This window comes from Gemmatimonadaceae bacterium, from assembly GCA_036273715.1.
Taxonomy (GTDB): Bacteria; Gemmatimonadota; Gemmatimonadetes; order Gemmatimonadales; family Gemmatimonadaceae; genus JADGGM01.
Map to the genome: position 1 here is coordinate 151,321 of DASUHB010000011.1, position 20,018 is coordinate 171,338.

Sequence of the window (20,018 nt, forward strand, 5' to 3'; positions counted from 1 at the left end):
GGCAGATTACGAGATGGTGAATCCCGCATGCCTAACGCTTCATGTTCGCCTCAGGCGCCGGCCCGCGCGGCCGGCGTGAACTGCTCTTCTTCGGTAGAACCCGAGAGCGCCGCCGTGGAGGCCTGTCCGCCCGTCACCGCGAGCAGCACGCGATCGAAGTAGCCGGTGCCCGCCTCGCGCTGATGCTTCGTGGCCGTGTAGCCGTCGGCCTCGCGGGCGAATTCCTGCTCCTGGATGCGCACGTACGCGGGCATTCCTTCGTCGTGATACGCCTGCGCCAGATCGAACGTATGGTAATTGATGAGATGCCAGCCGGCCAACGTGATGAATTGGAACTTGTAGCCTAACGCACCGAGCTCGCGCTGGAAGGTGGCGATCGACGTCGCGTCCAGGTTGCGCTGCCAGTTGAAGGACGGCGAGCAGTTGTAGGCGAGCATCTTGCCCGGGTGTTCGGCGTGGATGGCGTCGGCGAACGCGCGCGCCTCGTCGAGATCCGGCTTGGCGGTCTCGAACCACAGCAGGTCGGCGTACGGCGCATAGGCCAGCGCGCGTGCGATGGTCGGTTCCATGCCGCTCCGCACCGCGAAGTATCCTTCCGGCGTGCGTTCGCCGGTCGTGAACTCGCGGTCGCGTTCGTCGATGTCGCTCGTGAGCAGGGTGGCGCCGAGGGAGTCGGTCCGCGCTACGAGAATCGACGGAACGTCGCAGACGTCGGACGCGAGCCGGGCGGCGTTCAGCGTGCGGATGAACTGGGCGGTGGGCACGAGCACCTTGCCGCCCATGTGCCCGCATTTTTTCTCGGCGGCGAGCTGGTCCTCGAAGTGGACGCCCGCCGCACCGGCTTCGATCATCGCTTTCATGAGCTCGAACGCGTGAATCGGGCCGCCGAAGCCGGCTTCGGCATCGGCGACGATCGGCGCCATCCAGTAGCGGCCGACGCCGCCTTCGCTCCATTCGACCTGGTCGGCGCGCAGCAGCGCGTTGTTGAGCCGCCTAACGAGCGCCGGGACGCTGTTTGCCGGGTAGATGCTCTGATCGGGGTACGTCTGTCCGGCGAGGTTCGCATCGGCGGCGACCTGCCAGCCGCTCAGGTAAATCGCCTCGAGTCCGGCTTTGACCATCTGCACCGCCTGCGCGCCGGTGAGGGCGCCGAAGGTGTGCACGTAGTCGCGCTCGCGCAGGAGCGACCACAATCGCTGTGCGCCTAACCGGGCCAGCGAGTACTCGATCCTGACCGACCCGCGCAGGCGGACGACGTCGGCGGCGGTGTAGGTGCGCGCGACGTCGCGCCAGCGCGGGGCGGTGTTCCACTGGCGGTCCAGCTCGGCGGCCTGGGACACGGCATCGATCGTGCTCATCGGGTCGCTCCGTGGTCTACGCCGTCGCCGTCGAGCAGACGGGCGCCCGGCACGGTGAGAAACTCGGCGAAGTCGTTGCCGAGGACGAGATCATCCAGCAACTGCGCGGCGTCGCCTAACCGAATCATGTCGGGGCGGTCGCGCGTCAGCGCGGCCGCTTCGGCGTCGCGCGTGCTGCGGTACCGGTCGGCCGACATCGGCGCACCATCTTCGAGCGCCACCTGGTGGCGGAGCCACTGCCAGAGCTGCGCGCGGGAAATTTCCGCGGTGGCGGTGTCTTCCATCAGGTTGTTGATGCCTACGGCGCCCGAGCCGCGCAGCCACGACTCGAGGTACTGCAGGGCCACGCTCACGTTGAGCCGGACGCCGCTCACGGTGACGCTGCCGCCCGGCACGCGCACATCCAACAGGGCGGCGGCATCCTCCGGCACATCCGCCCGCATCCGTTCGCGCTGATTGGGCCGCTCGCCTAACACACCATCGAACACGTCGCGCACCACCGGCACGAGGTCCGGGTGCGCCACCCACGAGCCGTCGAAGCCGTCGCCCGCCTCGCGCTGCTTGTCGTCACGCACCTGAGCCAGCGCGCGAGCGTTCACGGCTTCGTCGCGCCGGCTCGGAATGAAGGCCGACATCCCGCCGATGGCGTGCGCCCCCCGCTTGTGGCACGTCTTCACCAGCAGCTGCGAGTACGCGCGCATGAACGGCACCGTCATCGTCACCTGACCGCGGTCCGGCAGCACCATGTTGGCGCGGTTCCGGAATTTCTTGATCATGCTGAAGATGTAATCCCAGCGTCCGGCATTGAGCCCCGATGCGTGCTCGCGCAGCTCGTACAGAATCTCGTCCATCTCGAACGCGGCGAGAATCGTCTCGATCAGCACGGTCGCGCGGATCGTCCCGCGCGGTACGCCGACCATCTCCTGCGCCGCGATAAACACGTCGTTCCACAGCCGCGCCTCGCGGTGGCTCTCCATCTTGGGCAGGTAGAAATAGGGCGCCCAGCCGTCGCCGCGCCGCATCAGCTCGTGCACGTTCTGGAAGAAATAAATGCCGAAGTCGAACAGGCTCGCCGACACCGGTCCGCCATCCACGAGCATCCGCGGCTCCACGAGATGCCACCCGCGCGGCCGCACGAGCAGCGTCGCGACCGTGTCGTTGAGCCGGTACCGGCGGCCGTCCGGACTGTCGAAGGTCAACGTCCCGCGCACGGCTTCCATCAGGTTCGCCTGCCCAACGGCAACGTTAGGCCAAGTGGGCGACAGCGAATCCTCGAAGTCCGCCATGAACACCTTGGCGCCCGAGTTGAGCGCGTTGATCATCATCTTTCGTTCGACCGGTCCCGTAATCTCGACGCGCCGGTCGAGCAACGGCGCCGGCGCGTCCGCGACCCGCCAGCTCCCGGAGCGCACCTCCGCGGTCTCGGCCAGGAAACCCGGCTGCTCACCCTTGTCCAGCGCCGCCTGACGCTCGGCGCGCCGCGCAAGCAGCGTCTCCCGAACTGGATTGAACCGCCGATGCAGCCGCGCCACGAACTGCAGCGCGTCCGCCGTGAGAGCGCTCGCCGCCTCGGGCGGTACCTCTTCCGTCAGCTCGATCCCTTCGAATGTGCTCAGTGCCATACCCCTCGATCCGTGCTCGTGACGTGAACGCCGCAAGAACTCTCGGCTTGCGGCCAAGCGCCGGGCGCTCCCAGCACCCGAATCCAATGTGGCCGCGGCCCTCGGACGTCGCCCTCCGACCGCCCGGGCCAAACTGGCCGGAATGGGGTGCAAGACACGTGCTCGCCTCGACTTGGCGTCGTCCCGTGTGCTCGACCCCGAAACGTATCGCACCCGGACGCCGGCGCTCGGTCACAAAGTTCTTGTTGCGCGGCAAAAGCGTCGTCACACGTAGCTTTACACTGGACTCTTCTCTCACGTAATTGAATTGGGCACCGCCACCGCCGGAGAGACATGCGCGACGACACAGTTCTGGTGATTGACGACGAGCCGCAAATTCGCCGCGTCGTGAGCAACGCGCTGCAATCGGAGGTCACCCGTGTGCTCGAGGCGGCAACCGGGAGCCAGGGCATCGATCTGGCCAACGCCGAGCGCCCGTCGCTCATCGTGCTCGATCTCGGACTGCCCGATCGCGCGGGAGTCGACGTGTGCAAGGAGCTGCGCAAGTGGTCCACCGCGCCCATCGTCGTGCTCTCGGCGCGCCATTCGGACCAGGAGAAGGCGCTTCTGTTAGACACCGGCGCCGACGACTACATCACGAAACCGTTCAGCACGATCGAGTTCACGGCGCGCATTCGCGCGAATCTGCGACGCGCGCAGGCGGCGCAGCTCGCGGCGCAAGTGCAGCCGATGTCGATCGGCGATCTCCTGGTCGACCTCAACGCGCGCACGCTTCGCCGCGGCGAGACGTCGATCCACCTCACGCCGATCGAGTGGGAGCTGTTGCGCACGTTCGTGACGCAGGCCGGCCGCACGCTGACGCACCAGCAGCTCTTCAACGCCGTCTGGGGGCGGGCCTTCGGCGACCCGCAGCAGTACCTGCGCGTGCATGTGGCGAATCTCCGCCGCAAGATCGAACAGGATGCCGTGCGTCCGCAGTTGATCGTGACCGAGCCGGGCGTCGGCTACCGATTCGAGATGCCCCGCTGACGGTGCGATTGTCCAGCCGCTGGGTGCCGCCCTGGCTGTTCTGGACGCTGGTGCTGGCAGTCATCACCGGCGGCATGTTGTTGCTGCGCGACAATCTCGACCAGGCCCACGTCGCCCTCATTTATCTGATGGTTGTGTTAGGCGCGAGCGCGAGCGCCGGCCGCGGGGTGGGCATCGGCCTCGCCTGCGCCGGGTTCGCGCTGATCGATTTTTTCTTCCAGCCGCCCTACGAGACGCTGGCGATCGGCAAGCGCCCGGACTGGCTGGTGCTCATCGCGTTTCTCGCCACCGCCGCCGTCGCGACGCAGCTGCTGGCGCGGGCGCGCGCCGAAGCCGAGGGGGCGCGACGCCGCGCCGAGGAGATCGACCGGCTGTCGTTGTTAGGCGCTGAAACCCTCAGCGTCGGGCGCGCCGAAGAAGCGTTAGGCGCGATCGCGCACGTGATCCGCGATACGATCGGCGTGGCCGTGTGCGAGATCTTCGTGCTGGGCACGGCGCGCGACATCGAGGTGCGTGTGACGGGCGCCGACCCGCCGGACACGGAGGACGCCTCGGGCGCGTCGCGCGAGCTCGTCTCCTGGGTCGCGGCCAACGGCCGCATCGCCGCCGAGCGCGAAGATGGGTCGCTGTTCCGCGCCACGCGGCCGCCGAACGAGAACGTCTCCTTCGATCTCGCGCTCGGCAACGCGCGCGCGCTGCTCGTCCCCCTCATCGTGCACGGGCGCACGGTGGGCGTGCTTCGCCTCGCGCACACGCACGCCCTGGCGCTCGATCCGCCGCAGCGCCGCTTCCTCGCGGCCCTCTCGTACTACGCTGCGTTAGGCATAGAGCGCGTCCGCCTCGTCGCCGAAGCCGAGCACGCTGAAGCGCTCCGCGAGGCGGACCAGCTCAAGGACGCCCTCCTCGCGTCTGTGTCGCACGACCTGCGCACGCCGCTCACCACCATCAAGGCACTCGCCCACGACATTGCCTTCACCGGAGACGAACGCGCCGCCGTCATCGAACAGCAGGCCGACCGCCTCAACCGCATGGTGGCCGACCTGCTCGAGCTCTCGCGCCTCAACGCCGGCGCGCTCCCGGTGCGGCGCGAGCTCAACGCCGCCGAAGACCTCGTGGGCGCGGCGATCCAGCAGGTGTCCGGCGCGCTGAATGGACGCGAAGTGCGCGCGTCGATCGAGTGGTCGGAGCCCGTCCTCGTGGGCCAGTTCGATTTCGTGCACTCGCTCCGGATTCTCGTGAACCTCATCGAGAACGCGCTCAAGTACTCGCCGGCCGACACGCCGATCGACATCGAAGTGCGGCGCATCGATGGGATGCTGCACATCACGGTCGCCGACCGCGGCCCCGGCATCACCGGCGCCGAGCGCGAGCGCATCTTCGACCCGTTTTATCGGCTCATTCCCGGCGTGTCGCCGGATGATGGCGCGGGTGCCGGGTTAGGCCTGGCCATCGCGCGGCGCCTCGCCGAGGCGCAGGGCGGCAACGTGACGTACGCCGATCGCGCCGGCGGCGGGAGTCTCTTCACCCTCGAGCTGCCGGCCTCCTCGCTCGAGGAGGCCGCGGCCGTCGAACGCGTGCACGACTAACGGTCGAGCGTTCCCGCGCGCTCGAGCAGCACCACACCCGAAATCATGCGCTGCGCTTCCCGCCGCTCTGCGCTGGACATCCGGCCCATGAAGCGCCACAGCCACGCCAGCTTCATCTCGCGGCGCAGCCGATGCGCCTCCTCGAGACTCGAGCGAAACTCGACCATGCGCCATCCGTGCGGCCGGAAGAACTTGGGCCCGTTCTCGGGAAAGAAGTGCATGCGCGAGCCGCCCGCATCCAGCGTCTTGCCCCAGGAGCGGTCCATGTACTTCTTGAGCCACGGGCTGGCGATGTCGATCAACCACTCGTGAAACGACGGCTGCGCGTGGAGATCGTCGGCGAGCGCGCCCACCCGCTCGGGCTGCAGATAGATGAGCAGTCCCTCGGTGACGATCAGCGCGCGCCGGGCATCACCGCCTAACCGTACGAGCAGCGCATGCCGGGCGTCCGCGTCGGTGAGATCGGTGGCGACCGCGTCGTACACGCACTTCGGCTGGACGCCGGCCAGCGTCTCCTGCTTGTAGGCGAGGATGTCGGGCAGATCGACGTCTGTCCACCGCAGCGCCGGCGGCAGCGCGAGTCGAAAGGGCCGCGTGTCCAGGCCGGCCGCGAGGTTGATGACGTGATCCACGCCATCGCGTACCAGACGCATGATGATCTCGTCGAACAGGGCGGTTCGAACGATCATCGCCCACGCGGTCTGCTGGCCGCGCGGGATCGTCCGGACAATCGTCTCGCCGTGCGTCCCGGCCAAGCGGCGGGCCCACGGATCCACGAACAGCGCGTCTTTGCGCTCGCTCTCCATGGCGCGATAAAACGCCACCCAGCGAGCGGTGTCGGAGATGTGGCGGATTGGCATGGCTCAGCGAAGCCGCGTTCCGAGGCGAAGCGCTTCCCTCAGGGGATCAGAACGCGTCTCTCAGTTCTTGTGCCGGAAGATGATGCGTCCTCGCGTCAAATCGTACGGCGAGACTTCGATCCGCACGCGATCGCCGGCCAGGACGCGAATCCGGAAGCGCCGCATGTTGCCGCCCAGCGTGGTCAGTACCGTGTGGGTCTCGTTCACCGCGACGCGAAAGGTCGCGTTAGGCAGCACTTCCGTGACCGTGCCTTCGAGCTCGATGGCGTCCTGCTTCGACACAAACGCTCCGGCGGCGAACTAGACCGCGCGCCGTCTGGCGCGCGCGAGCCTGAGCCGCGCCGCACCGGCCTTTCGCTGCCGCGCCTCGCTCGGCTTCTCGTAATACCGCTTCTTGCGCAGGTCCTTGAGCACGCCTGCACGAATCACTTTCCGCTGGAACTGCTTGAGCACGACGTCCAGCCGGTCGTTTTCGCCAATCACGACTTCAACCACAATCCGTCCCGCATCGAAGGTTCGCGAACCCAAAAAAAGGACCTGGTCGACCCAAGGTCCTTCCACGTTCACCATCGGGAGCGAGCCAACCGCCCCGCCACCCGTCCTCGGAAGCTAGCGCGCGCGCCAGCGCATGGCAACCGGACTCGCCCGCGAAGTAGAGGTACCGGTACCGCGGCGAGAGTCGTTGCAGGCCGGACGGGTAGAGTGCTACGCTCATGAAAGACGCCGACAAAGCAGGACACAAAGGACACGACACGAGCAACACCAACTGTTGATTTTTTGTCACTGCTTTGTCCGTTGTGTCCTGCTTTGTCCGCGTCCTCATGAACGCAGATGCATCTGCTCCGGCAATGGCTCCAGCCCATCGCCGCCCGTCGACTCCTGCGCTATCGTTTCTTCAACCACTTGCGAGGACCGTCGAACGCCATGAAGCGCGGGCCAATCATCGCCATTGTGTTGATCGTTGGGCTGGCTGCATTCCTGCTCTGGTCGACGCTCGGCGCCCAACGTGTCGAGTGTCACGCGTGCGTCCAATTCTCAGGCCAACACAACTGCGCGGCCGCGTCCGCGTCGACCGAGGTCGAGGCGACAAAATCTGCCGTATCGACGGCGTGCGGCGTCATGGCTCGAGGCATGGACGAATCCATCGCCTGCGACAACACAAAGCCGGTCAGCCTCGAGTGCAAGACTCGCAGCTGACCGGCTCCTAACCGCGGCGCTACTTCGGAGCGAGCGTGCTCTTGTACGTCCGCTCGCCGTGCCCAACGTAGATCTGCCGCGGACGGGCAATCTTCTGCTCCTTGTCCTGCAGCATCTCCTCCCACTGCGCGAGCCATCCCGCCGTACGCGCAATCGCGAACAACACCGTGAAGAAATCCGTCGGAAACTTCATCGATCGGTAGATGAGCCCGGTGTAGAAGTCGACGTTCGGATACAGCTTGCGCGACGTGAAGTAGTCGTCAGACAACGCAATGCGCTCCAGCTCGAGCGCGATCTCGAGATCCTTGTCCATGCCGACTTCCTTGAACACGTCGTCGGCCAAGCGCTTCACGATGCGCGCGCGCGGGTCGTAGCTCTTGTACACGCGGTGCCCGAAGCCCATGAGCTTCTGTCCGGTGCCGGCCTTCACCTCTTCGATGAACGCCTTCACGTTCTTCGGATGCCCGATCTGTTCGATCATACGAAGCACGGCTTCGTTGGCGCCACCGTGCAGCGGACCATAGAGCGCGGCAATCCCCGCGGCCACCGCGGAGAACGGATCCGCGTGCGACGAGCCCACCGTGCGCACTGCCGTCGTCGAGCAATTCTGCTCGTGATCGGCGTGCAGGATGAACAACACTTCGGTCGCGCGCGTGAAGACCGGTCTCGACTCGTATCGCGGCTCGCTCATGCGCGCCACCATCGAAAGGAAGTTCTCGACGTACGACAGGTCGTTGTCCGGATAGACGAACGGCATGCCCTTGCCATGGCGGTAAATGAATGCCGCCAACGTGGGCACCTTCGCCATCAACCGAACAAAGGAGAGATTCCGCTCCTCCGGATCGAAGATGTTCTTGGCGTTCGGATAGAACGACGACAACGCCGCCACCGTGCTGCACAACATGGACATCGGGTGTGCGTCGTAGCGGAATCCCTGCAGAAAGTTCTTGATGTTTTCGTGGACGTAGGTGTGAAACGTGATGTCGTGCACCCACTGGTCGTACTGCTTGGGCGTCGGCAGCTCGCCATGGCGCAGCAACCACGCCGTCTCGAGAAACGTGGCCCGCTCGGCGAGCTGCTCGATCGGATATCCGCGATAGCGGAGAATGCCCTTGTCACCGTCGATGAACGTGATCGCGCTGCGGCACGCCGCGGTGTTCAGGAACGCGGGATCGTAACTGAGCGTTCCGAATTCGTCGGGCGTCTCTTTGATTTGCCGCAGGTCCATGGCGCGCACCGCGCCATCGGTGATCGGAAGGTCGTATGTCTTGCCGGTGCGACCGTCGGTGACGGACAGGGCATCGGTCTGCGTGGCTGTTCCCTTGCTCATGCCTCGTTCCCCCAGGATGGCATGCCGCTCGTGCGGCCGAACTCCGCGAATGTCTCTGATGTGCGGTGAGAAAAACCGGCCGTGTCGCCGGTGCACGAAAACTATCGGAGTTGCACAGCAATGGGATGGGGGTTCGACATCGTTGCGCGCGATCGTTTCGCGATCGAGATTCCCGCGACCCGTGTCAGCGAGCGTTGGGGTGTGCCGCTTTCGTTCAGATCACGATCAGATCGCGCCCGATGTCGGAGAGCGAGGCGCATCCACAGAGCGCCATCGCGGTATCGAGCTCATCGCGCAGCGCGGTGAGGACACGCGTCACGCCGGCTTCGCCGTCCAGCGCCAGTCCCCACAAGACTGGCCGTCCGACCAGCACCGCTCGCGCGCCGAGGGCGATGGCTTTGAGCACGTCGGTGCCGCGCCTAACGCCGCCGTCCACCAGCACCGGCACGCCGGCGCCCGCTGCGTCGGCGACCTCGGCCACGGCGCGAATGGTCGCGAGCGTCGTGTCGAGCTGTCGTCCGCCGTGATTGGAAACGATGAGTCCGTCGACACCGTGGTCGGCGGCGCGCTTCGCGTCATCGCCGCGCATCACGCCCTTGAGCACGAGCGGCAGCGGACACACCCGCCGCAGCCACTCGAGGTCCTTCCACGTGACGCCGGCGTCGTGGCGCGCGGCAAAGTACATGGCCAGCGCCGAATCGCGCTCCGCGCTGCCCGTCGTCGCGCCACCCTTCCCCGCCATCATGTTGGCGAACGCGATGCCCGGCGGCGGCTGGAACGTGTTGCGCACGTCGCGCTCGCGGCGGCCCAACACGGGGGTGTCTACGGTCAGGACCAGCGCGCCGTATCCACAGGCCGCTACGCGCTCGAGCATCGCTTCGGTGAGCGCACGCTCCTGATGCACGTAGATCTGGAACCACGGCGCGAGCGCGCACGCGGGACGAATGTCCTCGACCGTCACGCTCGACAGCGTGCTAACGGTGAGGACGGTCTGGAGCGACGTCGCGGCGCGGGCGGTGGCGAGCTCGCCGTCGGTATGCGCCATCCGCTGCAGCGCCATCGGCGCCACGAGGATGGGGAACGCGAGCCGCTGGCCGAACAACGTCGTCGACAGATCGCGATGACTCACGTCGACGAGCACGCGGGGGCGCAGCGCGATCGCGTCGTACGCCCGACGGTTCGCGTCCAACGTAATCTCGTCGTGCGCGCCGCCGGCGAAATAATCGAACACCGCCGTCGGGAGCAGCGGCTTGGCGAGCGATTCGAGCTCGAGCAGGTTTACGAAGGTCGTCACGAAAACTCCCGACTGTGGCTGAACGTCTTCCCTGCATGGAGAGTGTCGGCGTGAGCACGATCGTTGTCAACGGGACGCGCGTGCGGCAGTTCCTCGCCATGCGCGAATGCATCGACGCCATGGAGCGCGCGCTTCGCGCGTTGACGCGAGGACAAGCCGTGGTCCCGCTCCGGCCGGTCGTCCACATCCCGGGCGAGACGGGCGGCGCCCTCGCCGCGATGCCCGCCTATCTCGGCGATCCAAAATCCCTGGGAGTCAAGGCGATCAGCGTCTTCCCCGGCAACGAGGGCACTGCGCACGACTCGCATCAGGGCGCGGTGCTGTTCTTCGACCCGGATCACGGCGCGCTCGTGGCGATCATGGATGCGGGCGCCATTACGGCCGTGCGCACCGCCGCGGTCTCGGGCGTCGCCACGCGGCTCCTCGCGAACGCGGACGCGAGCAACCTCGCGCTCCTCGGCGCCGGCGTCCAAGCGCACAGCCATCTCGAGGCGATGCGGGCCGTGCGTCCGGTGCGACGCGTGCGCGTCTGGAGCCGCACTGCTGCGCGCGCCGCAGAGTTTGCCCGTCAATACGACGCGTCCGATTGTTCGGTGACGGCCGTCGCATCGGCGAAGGAGGCCGTGGAGGACGCGGACCTGGTGTGCACCGTGACGTCGTCGCGCGAGCCGGTGCTCATGGGCGATTGGCTGGCGCCGGGCGCGCACCTCAACGTGGTGGGCGCGAGCGTGGCCGCCGCACGCGAGGTGGACACGACCGCGGTGCTCCGCTCGGCGTGCTTCGTGGACCGGCGCGAGTCCGCGGTACGGGAAGCGGGCGACCTGGTGATTCCGATGCGCGAGGGCGCGATCACCGAATCGCACATCCGGGGCGAGTTAGGCGAGATTCTCGATGGGACGGGCCAGGGTCGATTGACGCCGCAGGAGATCACGCTGTTCAAGTCGGTCGGCCTGGCCGTGGAAGACCTGGGCGCGGCCGACATCGTCTATCGCCGGGCACGGGAAGACCCCGACGTGCCGCGCATCGACCTGCGCTGACGGCGAGCGACGCGTTAGGCGGGCGGCGCGTTAGGCTGGCGGCGCGTCCGCCGCGAACCGCGACAGCCGGAACGGCGCGACGTCGACCGCCGGGCTCGTACCTAACGCAAGATCGGCCAGCGCCTCGCCGATCGCCGGCGCGAACTTGAAGCCGTGCCCGGAGCACGCGCTGGCGACGATCACCTGGGGTGCGCCCGGATGCGCATCGATCACGAAGTGCCCGTCCGGCGTGTTGGTGTAGAGACACGCCGCGCTCTCGCTCACGATGCCCGCCGCGTCATGCAGGTATCGATCGACCAGCGAGAGCGCCGCAGCCTGCTCCTCGCGCGAGGCCGGCGCGACGGACTCGTCGGGATCGACCGTTGCGCCTTGATGGTGCAGCGCAGCCTTGAGCCCGTCGCCGACATCGGGGATGACGTAGAACATGCGCCCGGGAGCGTATTCCCAGATCGCGACCGGGAGATGTCGCGCCCCCACCCGCTCGGGATGTTTGCGCGGGGTGATCCAGTGGATCACTTGCCGCTCGACGACGAGAGGGACGCCGAGTGCCGGAGCGAGCGGCGCGAGCCACGCGCCCGCGGCGAGAATGACGCGACGCGCATGGTACACGCGGTGGTCGGTCGTAACAGTCACCGACGCCGACGATGCGTCCCAGCGCAGCGCGCGTTCCCCGGTCTCGAGCACCGCGCCATGCTCGCGCGCGGCCGCGCGCAGAGACTCGACGCATCGCTCGGGAAACAGGATGCCCGCGCGATGCTCGTGCACGCCCACGGTGCCGTTGGGCGGCGCGAGCGCCGGGAACCGGCGTTTGAGCTCCTGCGCGTCGAACACCTCGTGCTCGACGCCGTGCTCGCGGGCGCTCCGGAGCGCGCCGGACACGAGCACGCCGTCCGGCGCGCCTAACGTAAGTCCGCCGGTCCGCCGGAACAGCGGACGGCCCGTATGGCGCTCGAGCTCCGCCCACAGATGGTACGCCCGCCGAACGAGCGGCACGTACGCCGGGTGCTCGAAGTACGCCTCGCGGATGATCCGGGTGCGTCCGTGCGACGATCCGTGCGCGTGCGGCGGCGCCCACCGGTCGATCGCGGTCACGCGCACGCCGCGACGCGCGAGCGCATAGGCCGCGGCGCTTCCCATTGCCCCGGCGCCGATCACCATCACGTCGCACCCGGTCGCGGTCACGTGTGACGCAGCCGCCTCGACTCGGGGTACGGGAACACGTCCGGCATGTCGCCGTGACGTTGCCGCTCCTGCATCGATTGCCAGAACTCGACGGTGAACAGATCGCCATGACGCTGCAGGAATCGCTTGCGGAGCTTGCCGGGCGGCACCATGAACGCCTCGAACTCTTCGGGGAAGACGTCGTTCTCGCCCACGTAGTACCATGGCTCAGCGGCCATCTCCTGCTCGGGCGTTTGCGGCTGCGGCAGGCGCCGGAACACACAATCGGTGAGGAGCGACAACTCATCGTAGTCGTAGAAGATCACGCGTCCGTGGCGGCTCACGCCGAAATTCTTCATCAGCATGTCGCCGGTGAAAATATTCGCCGCGGCGAGATCCTTGATGGCGGTGCCGTAGTCGAGCATCGCGAGCGCCGCGTCGTACGGCGACTCATCGCGCAGGTAGACGTTGAGCGGCGTGACGCGCCGCTCGGTGTACAGATGCCTAACGACGACGTGGTCGCCGCGGAGCTCGACGCTCGACGGCGCCGCATCGAGCAGGTGCGCCAGCAGCGGCTCGCTGAAGCAGCCGCGCGGCAGGTCGAGGTGTTCGAACTCCTGGGCGTCCGCCAGGCGGCCCACGCGGTCGCGCACGAACACGAACTGGTACTTGTCCATCACGCGCCGCCGGGTGGTGCGCTTCGGATGGCCGAAGCGGTCCCTGATGATCTTGAACACGACGTTGAGCGACGGCAGCGTGAACACGCTCATCACGAGGCCCTGCTCGCCGGGCGCGAACTCGAAACGCGCGCCGGGCGCCGCGAGGTGCGCGACCAGCGTCCGATAGAGCTCGGTCTTGCCGTGCTTGTTGAACCCGATCGAGTTGTACAACTCGTCGATGCGCTTGAGCGGCATGATCCCGTGGAGAAAATCGACCACTGCGTGCGGGCGCGCGATCTCGACGAGGAAATACGACCAGCTGAACCCGAAGACGATGCTCGCCTCGTCCTCGCTCAGCAGCACCGCATCCACGTAGATGCCCTCGTCGCCGTTGAGCAGCGGCAGCAGCAGCGGGAGCGCCGGCTTGTCGTCGTCGCGCAGCAAGCGGCCGACGAGATAGGCGCCTTTGTTGCGGAAGAACGGCGCCTCGAGCACCTCGATCGCGTCGAAGCCTAACGCACTCCGCAGCGTGAGCAGCTCGGCGTCGATGCGCTCGGCGACCCGCTCGGCGTCGCCGTCCATGTCGCGCCACCGCGCCACATCCCACGACAGATCGTGGAGCATGCGCCGAACGACGTCGGCCGTGTCGTCCCGCCACGCATAGCGCCGCGTGACCGGCGGACCGTCGTCAATGTCGCCGGGCTCGTTGTCGGGGAAAACGTATTCGACCAACGGATTCACACCGACCGTCGAGAAAATGCGCCGCGTCACGGAATTGAAAAAGCTCTCCGCGATCTCGCAGTCGGCGCGCTCGGCGATGAGGGCGCCGTGCATCCATTTTATTTCTTCCCACGTTACGACGTCGGTGACGCAATCGCCCAACATGGCGCGCGTCTGTGCCAGCACCATGTCCACGTGTTGCTTGTAGAGCACGATCCGCTCCGAGGCATCGCGCTGCGCGTCGCGCCATTCGCGCCGCACGAAATGCTCGGACGCGCGTCGCGTGATGGCGCGGAAGCGGCTCTGGTAGGCGTCGTACGCCTCGTGAATCGCCGTCGCCACGGCCTCGACGTTCCCGTTGCCGTTCATGACACCCGACGTCACTTTTCAGGAGTTCCAACGCATACCGACGACTGCCCAGGGAGCATCATGTCGACCTCCACCGTGTCCGAATACAAGCACCTTGCACCGGCCGACGGCGAGCCGATCACCATGCGCGATGGTAAGCTGTCCGTGCCCACCGAGCCCATCATTCCGTTCATCGAAGGCGACGGCACCGGGCCTGACATCTGGCGCGCCTCACAACTCGTGCTCGATGGCGCGGTCCGCATAGCGTACGGCTCAAAGCGTCGCATTGCGTGGTTCGAGGTGCTGGCCGGCGAGAAATCCAAGAATGTGCTCAATACGTGGCTGCCTGAGGAAACGGTGGCCGCGATCTCGAAATATCTGGTCGCAATCAAAGGACCGCTCACGACGCCGGTCGGCGGCGGATTCCGCTCGCTCAACGTCGCGCTGCGCCAGCAACTCGATCTGTACGCCTGCGTGCGACCCGTGCGCTGGTTCGAGGGTGTGCCCTCACCGGTCAAGGCGCCGCAGGATGTGAACATGGTGATCTTCCGCGAGAATACGGAAGACATCTACGCCGGCATCGAGTACAAGGCGCGCTCACCGGAAGCCGAGAAGCTCATCCGGTTTCTGCGCGACGAGCTGGGGGCGCGCACCATTCGCTTTCCGGACTCCAGCGGCATCGGCATCAAGCCGATCTCAGAGGAAGGCAGCAAGCGTCTGGTGCGGGCGGCGATCGACTATGCCATCGCCCAGCGGCTCCCGAGCGTGACCCTGGTGCACAAGGGGAACATCATGAAGTACACGGAAGGCGCGTTCCGCGACTGGGGCTACGAGACGGCGCGCCAGGAGTACGGCGCCACGGAGCTCGACGGCGGCCCGTGGCTCAAGCTGCCTAACGGACCGGTGATCAAGGACGTGATCGCCGACGCGTTCCTGCAGCAGATTCTCCTGCGGCCCAAGGATTACAGCGTGATCGCGACGCCCAACTTGAACGGCGACTACATCTCGGACGCGCTGGCGGCGCAGGTCGGCGGCATCGGCATCGCCCCCGGCGCGAACATCAACTATCTCACCGGTCACGCCGTGTTCGAAGCCACGCACGGCACGGCGCCCAAGTACGCGGGCCAGGACAAGGTAAACCCGGGCTCGCTGATTCTGAGCGGCGAGATGATGCTCCGCTATCTGGGGTGGCCGGAGGCAGCGGATCTGATCGTCCGCTCGCTCGAGAAGACGATCGCGCAGAAGCGCGTGACGTACGATTTCGAGCGGTTGATGCCCGGCTCGACGCTGCTCAAGACGAGCGAGTTCGCGAAGGCAATGGTGGAGAACATGTAGTTCCGCAATGTTGCCGTATGCGAAAACGGCGGCCTAACGGGCCGCCGTTTTCATTGTACAGCGCTTCCCTGCTCTCAGTGCGACAGGTTCGGGTTGTTCGCCCGCTCGATGTCGGGCAGCTTGAGGCAGAGCCCCGAACCGTCGGGCCCGTACTGGCCGCCGTTCCGATACGGCGATCCGGGCGCCGGCTGCAGGGACAGGTTGTTGCGGATGACGTCGTACAGGCGCTGGCCCTCGAGGAACAACTCCCTGCTCCGTTCCTCGATGACCTGCGCGAGCACCGATGCCTGGTCCGTCGCGCCGCTGTACGCCGGCAGCCCGGCGCGCGCGTGCAGCGCGTTGATGATGGTGATCGCGCTGGCCGGATCGCCGTCGCGGACATCGGCTTCGGCGATGATCAGCTGGGCCTCGGACCACTTGGCGATCGGAATGGGCGTGCTCACATCCGCGTACTTGAGCTGTTGCCATTCGTGCACGCCGGATTCGGATGGCGGCGCCGGAAAGGAGTCCGTCGGCACGCGCGGATCGGCCACGCCGTCGTAGGTCATGTGTTGATAGCGCGGACCAACGGAGGACGCGATGGCTGTTCCATTGTTCTCCGCCCAGACACGATTCTCGCGCCGCACCGTGGTCGCCGACGCCGTCGAGACGTGTTCGTAATTCACGTCCGTGATTTGCTGGGCGTCCGCTTTTGCGGCGTCCCACAGGCCCTGATCCAACTCCGCACGCGCCCGGCCTATGTACGCCATCTCGAGCGCGTCCTGGTTGTTACCCGACGATTGCGCCGTGGTGATCGCCAGGGTGAACGACGAATCGGCGGACTGGAACATCTGCTGCGGCGTCAGCTCCGTCCCGTACGTGATCGTGCCATCCGGGTTGAGCGTCGAGATGACCGACGAGCAGAACATTTCGCCTAACTGAATCCGCGCGTAGCCGGCGTACGCGGCCAGCGTCGCGATGAGGCTGTCGCGGCTGACGCCCGAGGGCATCTGGTCGTCGGTCGTGCTCTGGAGGAGGCGGAGGACGTTGTCGGCCGACTCGCGGGCGCGATTCGACGGAATGTACGTCCCTTCGTCATCGCAATCGGCGATGGCGTAGAGCTCCTGGTCCGTGGGCACCACGCGCTTGTCGTACACCCAGCGCGCGGCCGTTTCGGTTGCGTCCTCGAGCTCGTCGGTCAGCTCGCCGCCGACGATGATGAACGAGCCTAACGCGCAATCGAAGTCGCCGATGGCGCCGTTGGTCAGGAGGATTGCGTTGGCCGGCGTTTCGAGCGGGCCCGCCGGAATGCGGCTCGGCACGGGCACGTCGAGCAGGCTGTCACAGGCGGCGAGCGCGCCGAGGAGGAGCGCCGCGCCGAACAGCACGATTCCCTGTCGCGACCGCCGCGCCGTGGTGGTACTCTGCGAGAGTTTCATGAGAGTTGTCGGCTGAGTGAGGTCGTCGGTCAGAACGTGAGATTCAAAGTCAGCAGGAACGACGAGAGCGTCGGGGTCACCGTCTGCTCCCAGGCGACGCTCGTGCCACGCGATCCACCGAGGAACTGCGCGGTCGGGTCGAGGCCCTTGTATCCCGTCCAGGTCGCCAGGTTGCGGCCCGCGAACGTGAGCGACGCCGTGCGGGCGTGCAGCTTCGCGGCCATGTCCTCGGACAACATGTAGGACGCCGAGACTTCGCCTAACCGGAAGAAGCCGGCGTTGCTGATCAGATACGACGGAATGCCTTCCTGCGCGCCGGCCACCACGATCGGGTTGCCGTGCACGGGGTCGGCGAGATCCTTGCACAGACCGCCCAATTCGAAATAGCAGCGGATGCGCGCGTTGCCGTCGAGCTTCTGGAAGTTGAGTTGATAATCGACCGTCCCGTACAGCTTGAGGCGCTTCCACAACGTGAACGTGGACGTGAACGCGCCCTCCTTCGTCGGCACGCTCGAGCCCTGGTAGACGTTAGGCGCGTCCGAGCAGTCGACCTGGCCGCCGTGGCCGTCGGCGCACATGATGTCATACGCCATGCCTGTCGGATCGACCTTCGCGCTCACGACCTTGCGCAGGAACCACGCGCCGACCGGGAATCCGTTGATGTCTTCCTGGTACGTGCCCGGAGAGATCGACGTCACGCCGGAAATGCCGAGGCTGATGATCTTGTTCGTGTTGTGCGAGAACGACACGGCCGCGTCCCACTGGAAATTCTCGCGGCGCATCGGCGTGACATTGAGCACGACCTCTTCGCCGGAGTTCTTGATGTGGCCGGCGTTCACGAGCATGTCGGACCCGAATCCGACCGACGGCGCGACCTGCTGGTCGAGAATCGCGTTGTCGGTGTTCTTGTTGTAGTACGTGAACTCGAGGCCGACGCGATCGTTGAGGAAGCTGCTCTCGAAGCCGGTCTCGAACTCCTTGCCGCGCTCCGGGCCCAGCTTGGGATTGCCTAACGTGAGCGCCGTGACCGCCGGCTGATCGCCCGGGCCGGTGACCGGCGCGTACGTCCGGAGCGCCGAGAACTGGTCGGGCTGCTGACCCGTCTCGCCGTACGCGGCACGCAGACGGAGCGAGTTGAGCCAGTCGGCGTGGAAGAACGGCTCATCGCTGATCACCCACGAGAGGCTGGCCTTCGGATAGTACGCCCGCTTGAAGTCGGCGCCGAATGCGCTGTTCTTGTCCGACCGCAACGCGAGCGTCAGGTAGCGGCGATCCTTCCAGCCGATCGTCTCCTGCGCGTAGAAGCCGAGCGTGTTGTTCTCGGTCACGTCCTGACCGGTGCTCAGCCCCGTGGTGAGTGCGTTGATCGCGGTGAGCCCCTGCGCCGGGAAGACGGATCCCGAGGCGCTCACGAACTCGTACTTCTTCGTGTAATACTGTGCGCCCACCGACGACGCGAAGTTGAAGTCGGACAACCCGAACTTCGCAGTGGCCGCGTAATCGTACGTGCGGAACCCGTCGGTGTTGTTCGTCTGGTTCTTGTAGCCTAACGCATCGGTGCCGATGCCCGTGTTGAGCAGCGAGTCGATGCGTAACGCCAGCTCGACGTCCATCGTGTTCACCTGGTCGGCCCCGAGGATCAAGCGCTGTGTGAACCAGCTGGTGGGCTGATGCGTGAACGTGATGCTGCCGGTGAACCGATTGATGTCCTGGAACATGTGATACTCTTCGTTGTACTGCCACGGCAGCGAACTGCCGAAGCCGTACGCTCCCGGATCGGAGACGGACGCCGGGTCCATGAGCATCGTCGTCCACGGAATACCGCCGTAGCCGGCTTCCGGCGCGAGGTTGGTCCGCCCGGTCTGATAGCCCATGTGCGTTTCGACCTTGAACTTCGAGCTGGGCTGTACCGTCAGGTTCGCGCGGAAATTCTCGCGATGGAGATCGTTGTCCTGCTCGGCGCCATCATCCCGTTCGCTCGTCGCCGACACATAGTACTGAAAGACGTCGGTCCCGCCGCCCAGGCCCGCGCGATACTTGCGCGTGTAGCCGTTCTGGAAGATGTCGTTGCCGGTGTGCGCCTTGTACGCATCGTTGAGCTGCGTGAAGTCGATCGACTTGAGCTGGCCGTCCACCATGTTCCAGTTCGTTGGCCAACGCCCCTGCGGGTTCATCACGAAGTTGGTGCCCTGCGTCACCGTGAACTCGTACCGCGTCGGGCCGGCAGCGCCTTGCTTGGTGACGATCTGGATGACGCCGTTCGACGCCTCCGTTCCATAGAGCGTGGCGGCCGAGGGACCGCGAATGACTTCGACTTTGGAGATTTCCTCGGGGTCGATGTCATTCCAGCGTGAGATGGAGCTCGAGCCGAAGGCCTGATTGACCGGGCCGGTGGCCTGGTCGTTGTCCATGCGCACGCCGTCCACGTAAATGAGCGGCGTTTGCGTCAAGTCGAAGCTCGAGATGCCGCGCACGCGGATCTTGGCGCCGGTGCCGACCTGGCCCGAGCCTTCGATCACGTCGACGTTAGGCGCGCGGCCGTTGAGCAGATCCTGGAAGCTCTGGATCGGCGCGACTTCCTGAATGCGCGTCGCATCGATGGTGGTCACCGCGTTGCCGATTTCGCGCTTGGTCGCTGCGCCGGCGGTCGCGGTGACGACGACTTCGTCGAGGCTGGTCGCGCGCGGCTCGAGCACGAAGGCGACGGCGGTGTCGCCGACAGTCACGGTCTTGGTTTGGGACGCGTAGCCGATACGGCGCGCGATGACCGTCGCCGAGGTGCCGGTCGCGCCGTGGATGCGAAAGTGGCCGCTGATGTCCGTGAGCGCGCCGAGCGTGGTGCCCTGGACGAAAATCTGGGCGCCGGCGATCGGCTGATTGTTCGCCTTGTCGGTAACAGTACCGGCGATGTTGCCCTGGGCGAGGGCGGCGCCGGCCGCGCCCAACTCGAGCGCGAGCGCCAGCGAGGCCACGCGCGTGAGCAGGCCCGCCGCGGATCGCACGCCGCCGAAGCGACGTCGCGTGCGGCGTGGAACAGACGGTGAAACAAGCATGGAAGAGATCC

General features: G+C 66.4%; 16 protein-coding genes. 5 read left to right on the top strand and 11 right to left on the bottom strand.

Annotated features, from left to right (window positions below; genetic code table 11):
- Positions 1 to 50: 50 nt before the first annotated feature.
- Positions 51 to 1,358: an isocitrate lyase gene (gene aceA / locus VFW04_01840; protein HEX5178045.1), complete on the bottom strand. Its 1,308-nt coding sequence runs from the start codon at positions 1,356 to 1,358 to the stop codon at positions 51 to 53.
- Positions 1,355 to 2,980 carry a malate synthase A gene (aceB, locus tag VFW04_01845; GenBank protein ID HEX5178046.1) on the bottom strand — a complete coding sequence of 542 codons (1,626 nt, stop codon included), beginning with the start codon at positions 2,978 to 2,980 and terminating at the stop codon, positions 1,355 to 1,357. The genes aceA and aceB overlap by 4 nt, the downstream gene beginning before the upstream one ends.
- 333 nt (positions 2,981 to 3,313) lie before the next feature.
- Between aceB and VFW04_01850 the strand changes: the two genes are divergently transcribed.
- Together VFW04_01850 and VFW04_01855 are read left to right on the top strand one after the other, a co-directional pair.
- The gene (locus VFW04_01850; protein ID HEX5178047.1) at positions 3,314 to 4,009 is read left to right on the top strand and encodes a response regulator transcription factor; all 696 of its coding nucleotides are present in this window, start codon (positions 3,314 to 3,316) and stop codon (positions 4,007 to 4,009) included.
- Between the two features lie 2 nt (positions 4,010 to 4,011).
- Positions 4,012 to 5,595 (top strand): ATP-binding protein, encoded by a 1,584-nt coding sequence (locus tag VFW04_01855; protein ID HEX5178048.1) that lies wholly within the window; start codon positions 4,012 to 4,014, stop codon positions 5,593 to 5,595.
- On the opposite strand, the gene VFW04_01860 is transcribed toward VFW04_01855, so the two are convergent.
- Genes VFW04_01860 through rpsU form a run of 3 tightly spaced genes read right to left on the bottom strand, consistent with a single transcriptional unit; the run spans position 5,592 to position 6,950 of the window.
- Positions 5,592 to 6,455 carry an SAM-dependent methyltransferase gene (locus VFW04_01860; protein HEX5178049.1) on the bottom strand — a complete coding sequence of 288 codons (864 nt, stop codon included), beginning with the start codon at positions 6,453 to 6,455 and terminating at the stop codon, positions 5,592 to 5,594. The genes VFW04_01855 and VFW04_01860 overlap by 4 nt on opposite strands.
- 60 nt (positions 6,456 to 6,515) lie before the next feature.
- Entirely contained in the window at positions 6,516 to 6,737 is a 222-nt protein-coding gene (infA, locus tag VFW04_01865; protein HEX5178050.1) for a translation initiation factor IF-1, read from the bottom strand.
- Positions 6,738 to 6,755: 18 nt separating this feature from the next.
- Positions 6,756 to 6,950, bottom strand: coding sequence for a 30S ribosomal protein S21 (gene rpsU, locus VFW04_01870; GenBank protein HEX5178051.1), 195 nt, complete (start codon positions 6,948 to 6,950; stop codon positions 6,756 to 6,758).
- A 429-nt stretch (positions 6,951 to 7,379) separates the two neighbouring features.
- Here rpsU and VFW04_01875 point away from each other — a divergent pair, with 429 nt between their 5' ends.
- Entirely contained in the window at positions 7,380 to 7,652 is a 273-nt protein-coding gene (locus VFW04_01875) for a hypothetical protein (protein HEX5178052.1), read from the top strand.
- A 19-nt stretch (positions 7,653 to 7,671) separates the two neighbouring features.
- Here the strand turns inward: VFW04_01875 and VFW04_01880 are convergent, their stop codons facing one another.
- Positions 7,672 to 8,982, bottom strand: coding sequence for a citrate synthase (locus VFW04_01880; protein HEX5178053.1), 1,311 nt, complete (start codon positions 8,980 to 8,982; stop codon positions 7,672 to 7,674).
- Positions 8,983 to 9,196: 214 nt separating this feature from the next.
- Complete coding sequence (locus VFW04_01885) at positions 9,197 to 10,276, bottom strand: alpha-hydroxy acid oxidase (GenBank protein HEX5178054.1); 1,080 nt, start codon at positions 10,274 to 10,276, stop codon at positions 9,197 to 9,199.
- Between the two features lie 50 nt (positions 10,277 to 10,326).
- Between VFW04_01885 and VFW04_01890 the strand changes: the two genes are divergently transcribed.
- Positions 10,327 to 11,313: an ornithine cyclodeaminase family protein gene (locus VFW04_01890; GenBank protein HEX5178055.1), complete on the top strand. Its 987-nt coding sequence runs from the start codon at positions 10,327 to 10,329 to the stop codon at positions 11,311 to 11,313.
- Positions 11,314 to 11,343: 30 nt separating this feature from the next.
- Here VFW04_01890 and solA read toward each other — a convergent pair whose 3' ends face one another.
- Together solA and aceK are read right to left on the bottom strand one after the other, a co-directional pair.
- A complete protein-coding gene (gene solA / locus VFW04_01895) occupies positions 11,344 to 12,495 on the bottom strand; it encodes an N-methyl-L-tryptophan oxidase (protein ID HEX5178056.1) in 1,152 nt (383 codons plus the stop codon).
- Positions 12,492 to 14,237 (bottom strand): bifunctional isocitrate dehydrogenase kinase/phosphatase, encoded by a 1,746-nt coding sequence (gene aceK / locus VFW04_01900; GenBank protein ID HEX5178057.1) that lies wholly within the window; start codon positions 14,235 to 14,237, stop codon positions 12,492 to 12,494. The genes solA and aceK overlap by 4 nt, the downstream gene beginning before the upstream one ends.
- A 45-nt stretch (positions 14,238 to 14,282) precedes the next feature.
- Between aceK and icd the strand changes: the two genes are divergently transcribed.
- Positions 14,283 to 15,536 carry an NADP-dependent isocitrate dehydrogenase gene (gene icd, locus VFW04_01905; protein ID HEX5178058.1) on the top strand — a complete coding sequence of 418 codons (1,254 nt, stop codon included), beginning with the start codon at positions 14,283 to 14,285 and terminating at the stop codon, positions 15,534 to 15,536.
- A gap of 74 nt (positions 15,537 to 15,610) precedes the next feature.
- On the opposite strand, the gene VFW04_01910 is transcribed toward icd, so the two are convergent.
- Both VFW04_01910 and VFW04_01915 read right to left on the bottom strand, forming a co-directional pair.
- Entirely contained in the window at positions 15,611 to 16,954 is a 1,344-nt protein-coding gene (locus VFW04_01910; GenBank protein HEX5178059.1) for a RagB/SusD family nutrient uptake outer membrane protein, read from the bottom strand.
- A gap of 29 nt (positions 16,955 to 16,983) precedes the next feature.
- A complete protein-coding gene (locus VFW04_01915; GenBank protein HEX5178060.1) occupies positions 16,984 to 19,956 on the bottom strand; it encodes a SusC/RagA family TonB-linked outer membrane protein in 2,973 nt (990 codons plus the stop codon).
- Between the last annotated feature and the right edge of the window lie 62 nt (positions 19,957 to 20,018).